This window comes from Acidobacteriota bacterium, assembly GCA_028874215.1.
GTDB lineage: Bacteria > Acidobacteriota > UBA6911 > RPQK01 > JAJDTT01 > JAJDTT01.
The window spans coordinates 1-17,002 of record JAPPLF010000053.1 but is presented as its reverse complement, the minus strand read 5'-3'; the positions used below and the strand labels follow the sequence as shown (position 1 = coordinate 17,002).

The 17,002-nt window shown below is 65.4% G+C and carries 14 protein-coding genes; all 14 read right to left on the bottom strand.

Going from position 1 to position 17,002, the window contains the following annotated elements:
* Position 1: 1 nt before the first annotated feature.
* On the bottom strand, positions 2 to 1,402 hold the full coding sequence (locus OXT71_10410; GenBank protein ID MDE2926797.1) for a hypothetical protein: 1,401 nt from the start codon (positions 1,400 to 1,402) through the stop codon (positions 2 to 4).
* 96 nt (positions 1,403 to 1,498) lie between these two features.
* Positions 1,499 to 2,503: a general secretion pathway protein GspK gene (locus OXT71_10405; GenBank protein ID MDE2926796.1), complete on the bottom strand. Its 1,005-nt coding sequence runs from the start codon at positions 2,501 to 2,503 to the stop codon at positions 1,499 to 1,501.
* Positions 2,500 to 3,249 carry a prepilin-type N-terminal cleavage/methylation domain-containing protein gene (locus OXT71_10400; GenBank protein MDE2926795.1) on the bottom strand — a complete coding sequence of 250 codons (750 nt, stop codon included), beginning with the start codon at positions 3,247 to 3,249 and terminating at the stop codon, positions 2,500 to 2,502. The genes OXT71_10405 and OXT71_10400 overlap by 4 nt, the downstream gene beginning before the upstream one ends.
* The gene (locus tag OXT71_10395; protein MDE2926794.1) at positions 3,236 to 3,739 is read right to left on the bottom strand and encodes a type II secretion system protein; all 504 of its coding nucleotides are present in this window, start codon (positions 3,737 to 3,739) and stop codon (positions 3,236 to 3,238) included. Before OXT71_10395 ends, OXT71_10400 begins: the two co-directional genes overlap by 14 nt.
* Before the next feature lie 2 nt (positions 3,740 to 3,741).
* Positions 3,742 to 4,317 carry a hypothetical protein gene (locus OXT71_10390; GenBank protein MDE2926793.1) on the bottom strand — a complete coding sequence of 192 codons (576 nt, stop codon included), beginning with the start codon at positions 4,315 to 4,317 and terminating at the stop codon, positions 3,742 to 3,744.
* The gene (gspG, locus tag OXT71_10385; protein ID MDE2926792.1) at positions 4,311 to 4,733 is read right to left on the bottom strand and encodes a type II secretion system major pseudopilin GspG; all 423 of its coding nucleotides are present in this window, start codon (positions 4,731 to 4,733) and stop codon (positions 4,311 to 4,313) included. Before gspG ends, OXT71_10390 begins: the two co-directional genes overlap by 7 nt.
* Positions 4,734 to 4,787: 54 nt before the next feature.
* Entirely contained in the window at positions 4,788 to 6,017 is a 1,230-nt protein-coding gene (locus tag OXT71_10380) for a type II secretion system F family protein (GenBank protein MDE2926791.1), read from the bottom strand.
* 128 nt (positions 6,018 to 6,145) lie between these two features.
* On the bottom strand, positions 6,146 to 7,858 hold the full coding sequence (gene gspE / locus OXT71_10375; protein MDE2926790.1) for a type II secretion system ATPase GspE: 1,713 nt from the start codon (positions 7,856 to 7,858) through the stop codon (positions 6,146 to 6,148).
* A 14-nt stretch (positions 7,859 to 7,872) separates the two neighbouring features.
* Positions 7,873 to 8,466, bottom strand: coding sequence for a hypothetical protein (locus OXT71_10370; GenBank protein ID MDE2926789.1), 594 nt, complete (start codon positions 8,464 to 8,466; stop codon positions 7,873 to 7,875).
* 90 nt (positions 8,467 to 8,556) lie between these two features.
* Positions 8,557 to 9,117, bottom strand: a complete 561-nt coding sequence (locus OXT71_10365) for a zf-HC2 domain-containing protein (protein MDE2926788.1) — start codon at positions 9,115 to 9,117, stop codon at positions 8,557 to 8,559.
* A complete protein-coding gene (locus tag OXT71_10360; GenBank protein MDE2926787.1) occupies positions 9,114 to 9,662 on the bottom strand; it encodes a sigma-70 family RNA polymerase sigma factor in 549 nt (182 codons plus the stop codon). Before OXT71_10360 ends, OXT71_10365 begins: the two co-directional genes overlap by 4 nt.
* A 461-nt stretch (positions 9,663 to 10,123) precedes the next feature.
* Entirely contained in the window at positions 10,124 to 11,002 is an 879-nt protein-coding gene (locus OXT71_10355; GenBank protein ID MDE2926786.1) for a M23 family metallopeptidase, read from the bottom strand.
* 209 nt (positions 11,003 to 11,211) lie between these two features.
* Positions 11,212 to 16,764, bottom strand: coding sequence for a S8 family serine peptidase (locus tag OXT71_10350; GenBank protein MDE2926785.1), 5,553 nt, complete (start codon positions 16,762 to 16,764; stop codon positions 11,212 to 11,214).
* On the bottom strand, positions 16,757 to 16,906 hold the full coding sequence (locus tag OXT71_10345) for a hypothetical protein (protein ID MDE2926784.1): 150 nt from the start codon (positions 16,904 to 16,906) through the stop codon (positions 16,757 to 16,759). The genes OXT71_10350 and OXT71_10345 overlap by 8 nt, the downstream gene beginning before the upstream one ends.
* Positions 16,907 to 17,002: the final 96 nt, after the last annotated feature.

The window sequence follows — 17,002 nt, the reverse complement described above, 5'->3', positions numbered from 1 at the left end:
TTCACTTGGACGTGGCGTCGAAGGTGAACTTCTCCCGATCCCCCATCCCCCTGGCGGGCGCGATGTTCCGGGGCTCGACGGTGTCCAGCGACTCGGTGGTGGTGAGGTTGGACAGAAGCCCGGACGCCGACGACGCGTAGCCCACCATGGTGACCTGTTCTCCCCGAATCGAAATCTGGTCCAGGAACGCGTCGTCGGGGGTCTTCTCCGTCATTTCGCGCAGGATGCCCAGGACCTTCTCCCGGCCCTGCATCAACTCCTGCAGCTCGGCCAGCCGGAGTTCGGCCCGGCGGGTCCTCTCCCGCAGTTCCATGACCTCCTGGATCCTGGGCTGGAGGGCGTTGAGTTCCACCTGGATCTGGTGGGTCAGATCGGACTGCTGGAAATAATCCCTGCCCAGCAGGGCCACGGCCATCACGGCCAGGAGCCCGGCCAGCAGCGCCGTCGGCAACATGCTGGACCGTTCCAGCACCAGGCGCTTCTCCTCCGGAATCAGGTTGTACCGGGCGGGTCCCGACCGGGTCAGGCCTGAAATGGCCAGGCCGGCGGCCGGCAGAAAGGGTTCCACCGCCTCCGCCCTGACGCTCCCGGGGGCCAATTGAAGATGCGTGCGCAGCAGCTCGCAATCCTCGAAGCGGGCCCGGAACTCGCCCAGGAGAGAGCGGGCCAGAGAGCCGCTCAGGTAGATCTTGCGAAGCTCGCCGCCCAACGGACTGACCTGGGAGAGAAAGGCGTCCACGTGGCGCAGGATCGACGACAGCGTCTGCGCCTCCTCTTCCCCCAGCCCCACCTTCTGGGAGAAATACTTGCTGGAGCCGGAGATCAGCACCATCTCGATGGAACCGGGGTTCAGAGCCAGGGCCAGGCAAGGCTGCTCCGAAGGCAGTCCGTCGGCGTGAGCCAGCAGAACCTGGTGGTAGGCGATGCTGGACAGGCGGATGGCCACGGGATACAGGTCGGCGGGCTGGAGGATCTCCAGATACCGGTCCAGCGTGGCTCGCGGCAGCATGGTGATCTGGATCAGCAGCTTGCCTGTGGCCTCGTCCTTCTCCAGCACCTGGTATTCGTAGTAGGACCCGTTCTCCTCGGTGGGTTCCAGGCGCTCCACTTGAAACTGGACCATCTGATCCAGGTTCTCTTCCACCTCCAGCGGAAGTTCCAGCCAGCGGACGACGGCCTCGTCACGGGGAACCCCCAGGACGATCCGGTCCTTGAGCGTGCCGTAGGACCGGACGGACTGGCGGATCCGCTCCCGGAGCCGGCCCGGTGGCAGAGTCCGGAAATCCTCGATGACGGCGTGGTCCTGGAGCTCGAAATGGCGGAAACCCTTTCGGACGACGGCCAGGACCAGGTCCGGGCCGTGGACTTCGATGCCGAGGGCGGTGCCCAAGCTGAATCTCATGGTTCTATTTCACCTCGTGGGGGAGGGGGTTGGGGCGCTTCGCTTTCGGCGGTTGGAAACCGCCGTTCCTGCGGCGGTAGGAAAACCGCCGCTCCCTTAGAGTTCCGTGTTCGCTTCATTCCAGTAGAGGACAGCATACTGCTTGATTCCGACTCCGACCTGGATCACGGCGTTGATGCGGCCGATCACTTCCGAACCCGAAAGGCGTCCGGTGCTGATCAGGCTGTAGACGTTGGATCGAAGGGTCGAAAGATAGGAGGCCGTGTCCGTGGGCAGTCCGGGGATTTGGGTCAACGCCGTGCTCACGTCGCCCAGGGGAAACTGGCGGCGCATCTCGTCGATGACCAGCGCCGTCTCGTAGGTCAGGCCGGGGATGGCGGCCAGGACCGGGACCGGCGCCGAATTGACGTTGATCCGGTTCACCTGGCTGAAGACGGTCAGGTACTTGCCCAGTCCGAAGTATTCGACCCGGTCGCCCTCGGGCGTGAGCCCCTTGCGGCCGTAGTAGATCTCGGGCGTCACGCCCCGCACCAGGAGCAGCTCTTCGGGGACGTCGAAGGGACCGTTCTTGGCGTAGTAGGGCTGCGGGAGTGAAAGATAGTAGTCGCTCTCGGCCCCGTTGGGCCGGAAGAACTCGTCGGGGTCCCTCCAGTCCTCGATGGCATCGGTGAGCATGTCGGCGTCGCCCGGCTCCATCCCCACCGTGATCAGGAGGTTGTAGATCAAGTGGGACGGAGCGGTGTTCAGGTTGATCTTCCCGGTCTCGTCCACCACTTGCACATCGGCGAGATCGGGTCCCAACTGGAGGGTGACGGCGCCGGTCATGACTTCGGGGACCGATCCCGGACCCAATTCCATGCGCTGCCGGCTCTGGGCAAAGGCCATCTGGGATTCGATGATCCGATAGACGGCATAGTCGATTCCGGCCCGGGCCAGGTAGTGCGCCCGCTTCTGCTCCACCAGGTTGCGGGTGGCGTCGATTTCGGTGCGGATCGCCGCTCCGAAGCTCAGCGCCAACAGTCCCAGGGCCAGCATCACCCAGAGGACGATGATGAGGACCGCGCCCCGTTCGGCGTCGCCGGCGCTCCATCGATTGCTCATTGTTGATCCCCCGCCGTTCCGAACACCCGGTTCGACCTTCCCCGCCGCCCGATGAAGCTGGCGTTGACGGAGGCGAAGACCTCCCCTCTGTTATGAACGATGCGGATGGCCCGAGGCACGGACTGCATTTCCTCTCCCAGCCATTCGGAGAACCAGGCGAACGCCCGCTGGCGGGGGTCGTACCCGTAGTACTGGAACTCCAGCGCGTCGATGCCCCGGATCAGGGGAAGCGGCTTCCCGCCCGGGATCCGGACCATGGCGTTGAAGCTGTCCAGGCCCACGAACTGGGCCTCCATGGAGCCCATGTAGCGGTCTCCGTACTCGTCTTCGGCCAGTCCGTAGCGGACCACCGTCAGTCCCGGCGTCTCATGCATGACCAGCGGCGCCACGGTGATGAAGGTGACCGAATCGGGGGTGCCGAAGAAGAGAGGCGTCTGGAAGCGGGTGGGAGATTCCACCGGGCCCAACCCCGTTCGGTCCGGCGGGGCCACCGGGCGCAGGGGGTAGAGGGACGCGACCTGGCGTTTGACCTGGTCGCCGAGGATTCTCTCGGCCGCCTCCTCCTCCAGGCGGGTCTGGCTCTTCTGGTAGCTGTTGAGCGCCAGGCGGAAGGAGGAGAAAACGATGCCGGCCACCAGTCCCAGAATGGTGAAGGCGACGACGAGTTCCATGAGGGTGAAGCCGGCGTCTCCGGGACGCTCCGCTTGCGGCGGTAGGAAAACCGCCGCTCCTTTATCTTCCGCCACGGAGGATCCTTTCCATTTCACTTTGAGATCCTCCCCGGTTCCCCGGGGCGGCGTTGGGATCGGGGACCAGCTTGAGGCAGCGGGCGGTGTAGAACTTGCCGCGGCTGTCGTTCTTGTAGCGCACCCGGACTTCCACCAGCAGGAGGTTCACGGGCGGGAGGGCGATCTCCAGGGAGAGGCCCCTTCGAGGTGGGTCCCAGAAGTCCACCGTGGCCGTGTAGTCGAACTCGTCGTCCAGGTTGCCGTCCAGTTGGATGGGGCCCACCAGGTCCTCGTCGCTGAGCAGGCGGTTCATGATGTTCTCGGCGTGTCCCATGGCCTGATGGGCGAGATCGATCCGCCGGACGTTCTTCAGGCCACCCGAGAAGGTCTGCATGGTGACGGCGACGCCCAAGCCGAGAATGGAGACCGCGACCAGGACTTCCAGGAGGGTGAATCCCGCATGGGAGCGGCGGCATGGAGCGGCGGTTTTCATGCGGCCGGATTTCATCCTCACCTCGGCCTCCCCTGCGATACGAGGATCGGCGACACCTTGGCCAGGCCGGTGACGGGGTCGGCGGTGACGTAGAGGCGCTTTTCCTGCCGGTTGACCAGGCCGATGGCGCCGCCCGAGCTGCGGCCGTTGGAGTAGAAGTTGACCCGCCACGGCAGCGGTGCCTGGTCGATGGTGCGGGGCACGATTCCGTCCGGGAGAACCACGCTGCCGATCTGCTCTCCGAACTCGTTGGCCAGGACGTAGTAGCCGAGTCCCATGTCGTCCTGGGCCACGATGATGCGGCGGACGGTGTGGCGGCCGATGGCCTCGAAACGGGCCCGCTTCATGTGCGTCGCCAGATCGCGGCAGGCGGCCTCCAGCTCCAGGCCCTGGAGGCCGGAGGTGAAGGACGGAAGGATCAGCATGGCCGCCAGGCCCATGATGACCAGGAGGACGAGGATCTCGACCAGGGTGAAGCCGGAGGGGTCAGGGGTATTGGCGTGGGTCATGATGCGTTGCGGGAGCGCTTCGCTTTCGGCGGTTGGAAACCGCCGTTCCTTCGGCGGCTGGAAACCGCCGCTCCCCCTTACCATGAGGTGACGTCGGCGCTGTCGGATTCGCCTCCTTCCACGCCGTCCGCGCCCCAGCTCCAGAGGTCGTAGTCTCCGTACTGACCCGGCGAGCGGTACTGGTACTCACGGCCCCAGGGGTCGTTGGGGAGGGTCCGCTTGTCCAGGTAGGGGCCGCTCCAATTGTGGAGGCCGGCATTCTCCAGCAGGCTGGTGAGGCCTTCGGACGAGGTGGGGTAGCGGCCCACGTCAAAACGAAAGAGCCCCAGGGCGCCTTCGAACTGGTCGATCTGGAGCTTGGCGATTTCGCTCTTGCCCCGGCCCAGGCGCTCCATCACCTTGGGACCCACCACCGTGGCCAGAAGTCCCAGGATCACCAGCACCACGATGAGCTCAATCAGCGAGAACCCCCGATTCCGTTTCCTGTCTTCCGTTTCCATGACCTTGACCGGATTGCCGACTGTCCGTCTCACGAGCACCTCCTCTGATTTTTCCTAAAGCGGGACGTCGTTGATGCTGAATATGGAATAGAGCATGGAGACCACCATGGTGCCGATGACCAGGCCCATGAACAGGATGAGCACCGGCTCGAACAGGGCCACGAACCGCTTGAGCGCCGTGCGCAGGTCGCGGTCGTACGCCTCGGCGATCTGGAGCAGCATGGCGTCCAGGCGGCCCGTCTCCTCGCCCACCGCCAGCAGGTGCAGGGCGAAGGGAGGAAAGATGTCCGCATCGCGGATGGGCTTGGTCAGGCCCTCTCCCTTCTTGATGCCCGACTTGACCGACTCCATGGTGGAGGCAATGGCCTGGTTCCCGATCACCTCCTTGACGATGTTCATGGCCTGGATCAGGGGCACGGTGCTGCGCAGCAGGGTCCCCAGGGTCCGGCTGAAACGGCTGACCTCCATCTTGCGGAAGATGGACCCCAGGAGGGGGAGCTTCAGCAACCGGGCATCCCAGTTGAGCCTTCCCTTCTCGGTGCGGAGGTAGCGCTTGAAGAGCTGGAAGATGGCGATCCCTCCCAGCAGGATCAGCCACCAGTATCCGGTCATGACGTCGCCGGCGGCCAGCATGATCTTCATGGGCAGGGGTATGGGAGCTCCGGCGTTCTCGAAGATGTCCGCGAACTTGGGGATGACGAAGCTGATCATGACGATGATGGAGGCTCCGCCCACCAGCGCCAGGACCAGTGGGTAGATGAGGGACGAGACGAAGTAGTTCCGCAGCTCTTCGGAGCGCTCCAGGTACTCCTGCAGGCGCTCCAGGATCTTGTCCAGGGCGCCGCCGATCTCACCCGCGCGAACCATGTTCACGTAGATCTTGGGGAAGATGTGGGGGTGCATGGCCATGCCCTCGGAAAGGGACTTGCCCCCCTTGATCTCCCGCAGCAATTCCTTGACCACGTCGCGCAGATGGCGGTTTTCGGTCAACTCGCCCAGCACGCCCAGGCTCCGGTCCAGGGGCAGACCCGCCTTCACCAGGGTGGAGAGTTCCTGGGTGAAGACCATGAGGTCGGCCTGCGGGACTCGATTGCGGCGCCAGGGGAGCTTGATCTCGCGGCCCAGCAGGCCGCCCGACTCGGAGGCGCCCGCGGAGGAGATGGTCACTGGGAACTGGCCCTGCTCCCGGAGGCGCGAGGTGACGCCGCGCACGTCCGCCGCCTCCAACGTTCCTTCGATGACACGGCCGTCGGCGGTGACCGCTTTGTACTGGAAGAAAGCCAAAATTCAGTTCCTTCGGTTCAAATTGCCGATCCTGCCGAGGATCGAAGAGGGCGCCAGCGAGGGGCGCCCCTACCGGTCTGGGTCACTCCTAAAGAATCGGCGGTTAGGAAACCGCCGCCCCCCAGCCCCTACGCGTCCTGGGTCACTCGTAATACCTCGGAGACGGAGGTCAGTCCGGACTTGACCTTCTCGAAACCGTCCTGGCGCAACGCCGCCATCCCGCCCTCCAGGGCCGCCTTCCGCAACCGGGTGGAGTCGGCGTTGGTGATGGTGAGCCTCCGGATCGGCTCCCGCATCAGCATCAGTTCGAAGATCCCGACCCGGCCCTGATATCCCGTGTGGTCGCACTCCTTGCAACCCATTCCCTGGGAGGCGGCGACCCCCGACTGCAGAGGGAAGCCGATCTCCCTGAGGAATCCCGGCTCCAGCAACTGCTCCTGACGGCAATGGGGGCAGACGACCCGGACCAGCCGCTGGGCCAGCACGCCCAGGACCGAGGAGGCCAGCAGATAGTCCTGGGCCCCCATGTCCACCAGGCGGGCGATGGCGCTGGGAGCGTCGTTGGTGTGCAGTGTGCTGAACACCAGGTGGCCGGTCAGGGCGGCGCGGATGGCGATCTCCGCCGTCTCCAGATCCCGGATCTCACCCACCATGATGACGTCCGGGTCCTGGCGGACGATGGAACGGAGCCCGGCGGCGAAGGTCAGACCGATCCGCGGATTGACGTGGATCTGGTTGATGCCGTTGATCTGGTACTCCACCGGGTCCTCGATGGTGATGATCTTCTTGTCGGGGAGATTGATCTTGCTGAGGGCGCCGTAAAGGGTCGTGGTCTTGCCGCTGCCGGTGGGGCCCGTCACCAGGATGATCCCGTGGGGCCGCAGGATCAGTTTCTGGAACGCCTCGTAGGTTTCGGACGCGAATCCCAGCTTCTCCAGGTCGTAGATCTGGGTGTTGCTCTTGTCCAGGATCCGCATGACCACGCTCTCCCCATACATGGTCGGCAGCGTGGAGACGCGCAGGTCCACGTCCTTCCCCAGGACCTTCATCTTGATCCGGCCGTCCTGGGGGATCCGGCGCTCGGCGATGTTGAGCTTCGCCATGATCTTGATGCGGGAGATGGTGGCGGCCTTCAGCCGCTTGGGCGGCGACTCGACGTCGTAGAGGACGCCGTCGATGCGGTAGCGCACCTTGAGCTCCCGTTCGAAGGGCTCGATATGGATGTCGGAGGCGCGGGACTCGATGGCCCGGGACAGGATCAGGTTGACCAGGCGGATGACGGGAGCTTCGGAAGCCAGGTCCTTGAGATGCTCCACGTCGTCGGTTTCATCCCCCAGGCCTTCCACGTCGGCGTCGATCCCCTCCACGATGCGCCCCAGGCTCGACGCCTGGTTGCCGTAGAAGCGCTCGATCAGATCCAGGATCTCGCTCTCCGGGGCCAGGACCACCGTGACCCGGTCGTAGCGGGTGTAGAGGCGGATGGCATCCAGGGTGGCGCGGTCCAGCGGGTCGACCATGGCGATGGTCAGCTCTCCGTCGTCGGCGCCGACGGGAACGAACTTGCACTCCCGCATGAACTGCACTGAGAAGGTGTTCTCCACCACCGGGACCGTGGGGAAGCTCTCGGCGACGACGTAGGGGATCTCCAGGTACTCGCTCAGATGCTTGACCAGATCGGTCTCCGAGAGAGCGCCCATGTCGATGAGCAGCTTCCCCAGCTTCTCCCGGGACTGCCTCTGGAGATTGCGGGCCGTGCCCAGTTCCTCGGACGAGATGATCCCCCGCTCCGCCAGCACCTCTCCGAAGAGGGCCTTTTCCTTCAATTCAGCCAGTTTGACCATGGGAAATCTCGAAATCAGTACTCCATGACGTCGATCCGGTCCTTGAAGTTCTCGGCGGAGATCTTCTCCATGGCCACCAGGTCCACGTCGTCCTTGGAGGCGGTCAGGACCAGGGTCTTCCGGCTCTTCCGGGCATCCAGCTCGTTCCGGTCGTCGACGTAGGCGGCGATGGAGATGCGGTCGTGGCCCCCCAGTTGCTTGATGCTGTCGCCGTACTCGATCAAGGCGTCGATGAGGGTCGTCCGGATCACGCGCATGTGCTCCTCGGTGGTGCGGCTCGAAACCGGCCGCGGGTCCCGAACCTCGCCGAACGGAGTCCGAATGGTCCTGCGATTGACGTTGATCTGGAAGGAGAAGAGCATCCCGTAGCCCTGCAGATAGGCTCCCCGGGGCTCACTCGTAATGGCGAACGGATCGGAGAAGTTCTGCTTGAGCACTTCGTGGACGATGCGTTCGAAGATCTCGGTATCCTGTTTCAACCGCTCCAGGTTGAGATGCTGCTGGGCGAGTCCGTTCACGCCGGACAACCAGCCCGCAAGCACGGCCAGTCCAATGTACCACATCACCTTCGACCCCCCTTTGCGCGTGAAATACCGCGGTTCCTTCACTCTTTGCCCTTTCCTCATTCCTCTTTGCCCCGGAAGTGTCCGATAGCGGACAGTCTGTCCCGTTTCCGGACACCTCGGACACCTGGCCGGTCAGCGCGTGATCAGGGCGCGCACGGCCCGGTAGTCCTCCTGTGCATCCCTCTGCTGCAAGTCCAGGACCTGCAGATACCGATGGACCTGGCCGATGTCCCGCTCCAGGTCGTCGCGCACCTGGATCACGTACTGGCCGATGATCCGCCGCTCCTCCTCCTGGCGGGCGACCACCACGTCGTTGATGGTGGTCTCCAGTTCCTGGCGGCTCACCTCCAGGACGGCCCGCTCCATCCAGCCCAGATCCCGGGCGATGACCGTCATCCCCAGGAGAATCAGGATGCACGCCGCCGCCTTGTAGACGGCTCTCCAGGCCGGACTGCGGTCGATTCTGCGGAGAAAGAGGCTGACCTTGCCGCCGGCGCCGGCGCGGACCTCGGGAACCGCCTGCCCCAGGTCCCACTGGGCCAGCAGCGAACGGGTCTCCACCAGCTCCAGGTATTCGGCCTTGCAATCGGGGCAACTCTCCAAGTGGCGGAAGAACTCCAGGCAGCGACCGGGGTCCAGCTCCTCTCCGTAGAGGACGTCCATCATCCGCTCGTGCATGGTCGTGCAGTTCATAGTCTCTTCTCCATCAATCTTCTCAACGTCTTCAATCCCAAATACATGCGTGATTTCACGGTGGAAAGGGGCAGACCCAGGATCTGAGCGATCTCGCGAAACTTCAGGCCCTGGTATTCCTTCATCAAGATGACCGTCTTCTGTTCCTCGGGCAGCTTCAACAGCGTTTCCCGCAGCAGTTGAACCCTCTCCTTGGAGGCCAGAGCCTGCTCGGGCGTCGGCTCGTCGGCTTTTTCCAGAGTCGCCTCGACCGACTCCGGCAGAGGCACGGTATCCCAACGGCGCCGCCGGAAACGCATCCGGCACTCGTTGAGGGCGATCTTGTAGAGCCAGGAGGAAAATTTCCTGGGATCGGACAGGCGTCCCAGGTTCTTGTACGCCTTGGCGAAGGTCTCCTGGGTCAGATCGCGGGCTTCCTCACGATCGCCGACGTAGCGGAAGATGAAGCCGTAGATCCTCCGTTCCCACCGGGTCACCAATTCGCCGAAACAGCCGCCGTCGCCGGCCAATGCCAATCGGAGCAAGTTCTCGTCGCTGAAACTCATCCTCCTGCCTGTTTGATGAGGATGCTCCATGCCGTCTGAAAGTCTAAAGAAAAGTCGATTTCGGTCTGATTTTCCAAGGGCCGGTCGATGTCTTCGCCGCAAAAAGACATTTATTGGAACGAGCCCCCGGCCAGGGAACAACTCCCGGTCCGGAGTCACGTTCCGGCCGCAGCAACCTTCCGCCAGTTTACCAGCAAAGGCCGGATCTGATGGATGGCTCGCGCCTCCCGGACCGGGTTTGGCCCCGAAGTTGCTTTGGGAAAAGGACCCGAGACTCCGTCTTCGACTGGATCGGGTGAGGTCGCCGGAAGTACATGTGCTTCGCAGAATCAGGGTGGGAACCCGGCGGCCTCACCCGTCCTCTGTGGGGGGGGGAGGGGCGGCGGTTTCCCAACCGCCGATCTTCCGCATTTCACCGTAGCGACGCAAGAAAGGCCGATTGAAAACCGCCCCTCCTTCGACTACCGAAAAAACCGGACAGGATTCAGCGGGCGGCCGCCCAACTGGATTTCGTAGTGGAGATGCACGCCGGTGGTGCGGCCCGTGGAACCGACGTATCCGACGATGTCGCCCCGCTGGACCTTCTGCCCGACCTTGACATTGGTCTCGGCCAGATGGCCATAGCGAGTCACGATGCCGAAACGGTGGCGGAGCGTGACCAACCGGCCGTACCCGTGGTGCCAACCGGCTTGGGTCACCTCGCCGTCGCTGGTGGCCACGACCTTGGCGCCGCGGGGAGCCGAAATGTCGACTCCGGGATGGAATTCCCTCTTTCCGGTGAAGGGGTCGTTCCGGTAGCCGTATGCGCCCGACGGATACCCCCGCACCGGCATCAGCGTGGGCAGGGCGGACTGAAGGATGCTGCGAGTCGTGTAGTAGTCCTGCAGCCGGCGCAACTCGCTCTCCAGAGTCATCCGCCGCCCGTCCAGGGTCCGGAAACGCTTCAAGAGGTCTCCATGATCCAGGGTCAGGAGTGGGCGGGCCACTTTCGTGGGACCACCGGCGCCGCCCAGGCCGTCGTCATCGGTCTCGGAGAGAAACTTGAGCCGGGTGGCGGTCACCTCCAGCGAGGAGATCTTGTCGGTCAACTTTCCGGAGACGGCTCTCAGACCCGCATTTTCCTGCCGCATGCGGGCGACCTCCGACTCGAGATCGAACACGTGGACGGTCCGTTCCGCCATCCACCAGTAGTGGAGCGTGGAGAACATGAAGGAGAGAAACAGGACGCCGCCGAGCAGACCGATCACGGTGGTCAGGGCCACGGAGACGGAATACTTCCTGGCGCCCTCCCTCCCGGAATGAGCAATGATCAGCGTGTAAGTGTCGCCGGCTTTGAACACTGTCGTCTGCTTTGATCGATGAGGAGGAGTCCGGCCGCCGTTTTTCGCTCCGGGGCGCCCCATCAGCCAACAGGCGCCGGCCAAGACTCCAGGGCCGGATTCTAATTTGGGCCCTTCCGGAAAGTCAAGATGGCGGAACGGCGGTTTCCTGACCGCCGATTCTTTGGACATCGGCGAACGAAGGAAACCGGGCGATTGGAACTCCCCTCCTACTCCCCAATGACGTTACTGGTGTAGGCGCCGTCTTCCGACCCGGCCTCGCCGGCTCCGGCTCCAACCCGCTCGAAGATCACGATGCCTTCATCCGCCGTGTCGACGTAGGCGTGCCTGCCGTCGGGACTGGCCGCGAGACTCCGGACCTCGCCGAATTCGGGGACCGGATTGTTGAAACGGTCCGGTTGGCTGATCGACACGTAGTCGGTCAGGACGACTTCACCGGGTGGGGCCTCATCGAGCTCCTCGTCGCCGATTTCGGCGTCATCGGGTCCCGGCCGCCACTCGACATCGTAAGCGAGGTCCGTACAGAACACGTCCACCGCAGGGATCCCATGACGGACGCCGGCGAGCCCGCACCGGCTGCCCGGCCGGAAGGGGAGAAATCCTGGGAGCTGGTCGAAGCCGCCGGCCATTCCACGCCCGTCCCAAGTCGACCCGAGCGTTCCCAACGGACTCGGATCGGTGGGGTCCGCTTCCAGGTCGAAGACCGTCGCGCTCTGGCCGCCGCCGTGAAAGACGAACAGGCGCCGGTCGTCGCCGGTGATGGCCAGCGCTTCCAGGCGCGGGAGCGGAATCCTGTCCCTGGTGACGTCCGTGAGCATCCCCGTTTCGGCGTCGCGTTCGAAGACTTGCAAGGAGTGGCCCGTCCCCGCATAGACGTGGCTTCCGGCATTGGAGATCAAGGCACGCCTGAGTCCGCGGACCTCCACGGTCTGGACATGCGGCAGTTCGCCCGGGGTATCCAGCGCCAGGACCTGCAACTGTCCGGAGCCGGGAAGAATCGCGTTCAGGAACGAGCCTCCGGCGTCCATGAAGACGTCGCCGAACACGCCGGCGCCGCACTCGCCGGTGTCCGGCGGATCCCCGGTGACCGGAATCGTCCCCTCGTCCTCGAATTCCCTTTGGGTCTCATCGAGAGGCGCGAAACTGCGCCAGTTCCCGCAGCGATGGGCGTAGAGCCGGTCCCGATGCGGGTCCCAGATCAGTGAACTGCCTTCCAACCCGTCGGCTTCCAATAGCTGGACGGAAGTCAGACCGCCGGTCCCGGAGTCGCGTTCGAAGACTTGCAGCCCCAGCTTCGACACCGCGTACAGAGCCGTGCCCCGGTGGTTGAGGGCCAGGCTGGCGGGCCCGCGGAGCCGCACCGGGGCGCCGTTGGCGTCCCGGTCGCCGTCGGCCAGCCGTCCGGCGTACCTGAGCCAGACCGGAGGATCGGTCTCCTCCCAGTTCAGGGTGAAGTCGCCGCCCATGGAGGCGCCGCGGGCTCCCAACCGGATCGTGTAGCGGCTTCCCGCCTCGCCGCGGAAGACGACCTCCACGGCGTCGGACTCGACTCCCTCGGGCTGGTGGCTGCTCCTGACGAACTCGATGGAGCCGGAGCCGTCCTCGCGGTCCCGGTACACCGCGAGCACATTGGGACTGTAGGGATCGTCCAGCCAGAAGCGATACCAGCCCGCCGCGGGAGCTTCATAGGTCCACCAGAGGGAAGAGTGGCCCAGGAGCGCACTCCGTTCCCACCGGTCGGTGGTGGCAAAGAGATTCGATTCGGCGACGGATCCCGACGCGCCCTCCAACGGCGCCGAGCCGGCCAGGTTGTCGTTGCCCGGAGTGGGCCCCCAGATCACCGGGGCGAACGCGCCGCTCAGCGCGTAGGCTTCCAGGCTTCGCGCCGGAAATCCGGCCGCGATCCAATACCGCTGCCCCGCCACGGCCTGAAACACGAAATCGGAAGGAGCCGCGTGGGGACGAGTCTGTGTCACCAGCTCCAAATTTTCCATGGATGAGCCGGTGAACACGGTCACCCGCAAAGCCGAATAGGTGAGGAAATCCTGGAGCCTCCAGGTGTAGCGGCCGTCCTCCGGGGCTTCCCAGACCCACCACCGGGTCCGCACCCCGGTCTCGACGGGCTCGCCCGGGTCCACCGTCGACAAGGGGTCGATGCCCATCACGAATTGGGACGAGGGGACACTCTCCAGGGGGATCGCGCCGATCCATTGATCGTTGTCGAGGACGGCTGCCCGCACCAGTCCTTCCCATCTCAACTCGTAGGGACCACTGGGCGCCCCGGCGGCGGGTGCGGCGACCGCGATGCGGTATTCGTTGCCCGCGGCCGCGGGGAACGAAGCCTGCGAACGGGGCAAATGGGAGACCAGCCGAAGGGCCGCAATGCCGTCCCCCTCGAATACGAACACGCGCTTTGACGGGCCGCTCGAGAAGCCCCACCAGCCGTCGCCGGGTGCGGTCCAGCGATACCAGGTGGTGCCCGCGTCGACGCCGAACCACTCGCCCGGCTCCAGGGTGGCTCCCTGGCTGCTGCCGGAAACGGCGCCGGCGGCACCCTCCAGCATGGCGGCCCGGTCGAAGTCGTCGTTGGCCGGGCGGTTCCCCTGAGACCAACGGAGGTCGACGACGGTTCCCCGCCGCATGTGGCTCACGCGGACCCGATAGGTTTCTCCCTGGTCGGCAAAGAAGAGCGCACCCCACTGATCCGAGGCGACCCGTTCCAGACCCGAGATGGCGTCGCCGCGGAAAACGTCAACGCGATCGTTGCGCTGAACCCCGGTCCCGCCCGGCGGGTTGATGTTGAAGCGGACCGCACCGTCTGCCGGCGCCGTCCACCGGTACCAGACCGAACCTGCGGGCCGGCCCTCAAGGGCGCCGAACAGCGGTTCTCCCGGTTCCGGTGTGGCCAGCAACAGGTCCACGGTTCGGAGACCCCGTCCTTTTTCAATGACGGCGGCCGCGGCGAAGTCGTCGTTGGCGGGGCGCCGGACCTTCCGGGAACCGGCCGTTTCGCCGGGTGCGACGTCCACCGGTGCGGACGCTCCCCTGGCGTTCCAGGCGCTCGCCCTGAAGTAGAGGCGGGCCGGCTCCCCGTTTCCGGCGGACGAAACCGTGAACCGGACTTCCTGGCTCTCGCCGGCGGCGACCTCACCGAGCGGGATCGACGAGCCCAGAGGGATCGGAGAACCTGGCAGGATCGCCGAAACGGGAGGACGTGGAAGCCCCAATTCGCCCGGTTGCGGTCTTTGGACCGCGGATTCGAGTTCGTCCGACAGGTCGACCCAGATGCCGTCCTCACGAGACACGGCCATGGAGTGGATCCGGATCTGTCCGCATCCCGAGGCCTCCCCGATATCCCGGCAATCCAGGTGCAGCCGGGTCCCGGCCGCCACGTACTCGTCCGCGGTCACCGTCACGGTCAACTCCTGCTCCTCGTTCCCCGCCAGGAGGGTCCGGTCGGTTGCGACCACCAGTTTCGGGGTGGACTTGCCCCGGATCACCGTCCAGGCCAGCGCCGCCCGGGGAGGCGCCGTGTAGACTCTTCGCGCCACCACCTTCGCCCGATACGTCCCGGGCTGCGGATTCCTGAGGATGATCCACTCCACGTTGTCCACGCGGGACGCGGAAGACTGCTCCCCGCACGCGGCCTCTTCGCAATCGCCGTCCCGGTCCAGCCACAGGTCCAGGTCGTTCAACACGGTGCTGGCGATTGCGTCCGCCGGCGGCTCGTCCCAGGTCATCACCAGGTCGAGTCGGCTGGTTCCCTCCGGCACCTCGATGTCCTGGTGGGCGTACTCCCCCTCCTGCAATTCCGAAATCGCGCCGCCGCCGATCCAGCCGCCGGACGCGTCCCGGCTGAGAGCGGTGGTGCGGGCCGAAACCTTGCCCAGGCCGTACTGGGCCTGCATCGGCCCCGGTCCGCCGGTATTGGTGGTGGGGAAGGCGTCCGGAGCGTCCAACCAGGCGTCCGGCCGGATGGCCCCGGCCATGAGCCGGGCCCGGGCCAACGCGGGATGCTCCCGGTGCTCCGGGGCCGCATCCATCAAGAGGGCGGCCACCCCCGCCACCGTGGGGGAGGACATGCTGGTGCCGCTGGAGGCCCGATACTCGCCGCGGCTGCCGCCGCCGAGGGCCGAGTGCACGCGGACGCCGGTAGCGGCCACCTGTGGCGCCAGGCGGCCGTCCGCCGTGGGCCCGTGGCTGCTGAAGAACGCGATGTCGCCACTGTCCAGCGCGGCGCCCACGGCGAGAGAGCTCTTGGCGGCTCCAAAATCGGAGAAGCCGTCAATGCTCTCGTTGGACTGGGCGACGACGTACAGTTGGCGATGTCCCCAGACGACGGAGTCCAGCTTGCGTTCGCTGAAGCCTCTGCCCTCGAAACGCCTGGAGGAACCGCTCAGGCTCATGTTGACGATGAGGGGCTTGAGAGGTTCGGGCGGCTGGCCCGGCCCGGCGCACTCCGTGGCTTCGGACAGGAAGTCCATCCCGCGAATGATCGAGTCCGCCGTACCGAAGCCAAGGCTGCCGAGCACTCTGGCGAAACGAATGTGCCTCACCGAGGGCGCCATGCCGGCGAAGCGGGGCTGGACGGTCCCGTTGCCGATCATGGTCCCGGTGACGTGGGTCCCGTGCAGCCCTGCATCGACCCACAGATCCGCGGCCTCTTCGGCGGGAGGGGAAAAGAAGGAGAGCCAGGAGAAGTTGGCGCCGCAGATGCTCTCGCGGTTCGACGCGATGTCCAGGTGGTTGATGTTGAGGCCCGTGTCCATGACGGCGATGGGGACGGAAGCGCCGCCCATGCCGGAGAAAATCCCCGGGATGCCGTCGTAGGTTCGCAGGGCGTCCGCTCCCATGGCGGGAACCGACGTGTCGTGGGCGGGCCGGACGAGGCCGACCGGCTCGACGGCCAGCACGTAGTCCGCGGCCGCGATGGCCTCCACCTGGCCGTAGGACACGTTGGCCGCGTAGGCCCGCAGGTCCGGATCGAAACGGCCCACCACCGCACCCAGGTCCTCGAGTTCCCGCCGCCACCGGCCGTCGGGATCGTCCGCCATCAGGGTGATGAAGACGGGCGCCTGATCAAAAGGGGACAGTTCCGCCAATTCGCCGACGAACGCCTCCGGAAGTTTCCGCTCCGGAGGGACGGCTCCCAGGCCGTCGACTTCCGGCAAGGCCGCGATCTCGTGCAGCAGCGCCGGTTCACCAGGCAATTTGGCGCGGACGAGGTTGCCCGATGAGCCCAGGGCCGTCGCGCCGAGCTCGCCCAGGGATGCCGCCAAGTCGTTCGGTTGGGCGTCCCGGGCCGCCCGGACCCAGCCGAAGGACCAGTCGCGTCCGGCGGCGGACGCCTGGTCGACGATGGTTTCGATGGAAGCGGCCGCGTTCAGCCAGTCCGGAACCGGACCTGACAGCTCGTCCCCGGTTTCGGCGCCGGCTGTGATCCGGGCCCGGGGCATCTCCCCGTGGTAGTAGACGAAGGAGTAGCCTTCGGGCGGCGAAGGAACCGTGTCCTCCGCCGGCTCTTCGGCGGCGGCCGGCGCTTCGGCCATGCGGGGAGCGGCCTGAATCCCGGGTTCCCGGACGGTTCCACGGCTTTCCGCTTCGATCCGGGCCATGGCGGCACGGGTCGCCATGGCTTCTCCCGTCAGCGACGCCTCTTGCCGTTCGAAGGGCTTCTCGAAGTAGGCGATCAGCCCCGCCAGAATTGCGGCCACAGCCACCGCCGCCAGGACTCCGATGGTTCTCTTGTCTGCCTTACGCATAGTCCACCTGCTTATCCAGCGAGTTCCGGAGTGCGGCGGCCTTCTGCCGATGAGTCCCGGACGGGTCGCCCTCGGCCCAAGTGAGCGCAACCCCCAGGGACCAGACCCACGGCATTGCCGCCGCGGCCGATATTCGCGTCATGTTTTTCACTCCGCCGGCGTTTCGCTTAGCAGATATGTTAACCTGAACTTCCAGAATGGAATCGACGTAATTCACTGATTATAAATCAGATAGGTC

Excerpts from the sequence above, each read along its gene's own strand:
- OXT71_10410 (MDE2926797.1), bottom strand. The coding sequence starts at position 1,402 with ATGAGATTCAGCTTGGGCACCGCCCTCGGCATCGAAGTCCACGGCCCG.
- OXT71_10405 (MDE2926796.1), bottom strand. The coding sequence starts at position 2,503 with ATGAGCAATCGATGGAGCGCCGGCGACGCCGAACGGGGCGCGGTCCTC.
- OXT71_10395 (MDE2926794.1), bottom strand. The coding sequence starts at position 3,739 with ATGAAATCCGGCCGCATGAAAACCGCCGCTCCATGCCGCCGCTCCCAT.
- OXT71_10390 (MDE2926793.1), bottom strand. The coding sequence starts at position 4,317 with ATGGTAAGGGGGAGCGGCGGTTTCCAGCCGCCGAAGGAACGGCGGTTT.
- gspG (MDE2926792.1), bottom strand. The coding sequence starts at position 4,733 with ATGGAAACGGAAGACAGGAAACGGAATCGGGGGTTCTCGCTGATTGAG.
- gspE (MDE2926790.1), bottom strand. The coding sequence starts at position 7,858 with ATGGTCAAACTGGCTGAATTGAAGGAAAAGGCCCTCTTCGGAGAGGTG.
- OXT71_10365 (MDE2926788.1), bottom strand. The coding sequence starts at position 9,117 with ATGAACTGCACGACCATGCACGAGCGGATGATGGACGTCCTCTACGGA.
- OXT71_10360 (MDE2926787.1), bottom strand. The coding sequence starts at position 9,662 with ATGAGTTTCAGCGACGAGAACTTGCTCCGATTGGCATTGGCCGGCGAC.
- OXT71_10350 (MDE2926785.1), bottom strand. The coding sequence starts at position 16,764 with ATGCGTAAGGCAGACAAGAGAACCATCGGAGTCCTGGCGGCGGTGGCT.
- OXT71_10345 (MDE2926784.1), bottom strand. The coding sequence starts at position 16,906 with ATGACGCGAATATCGGCCGCGGCGGCAATGCCGTGGGTCTGGTCCCTG.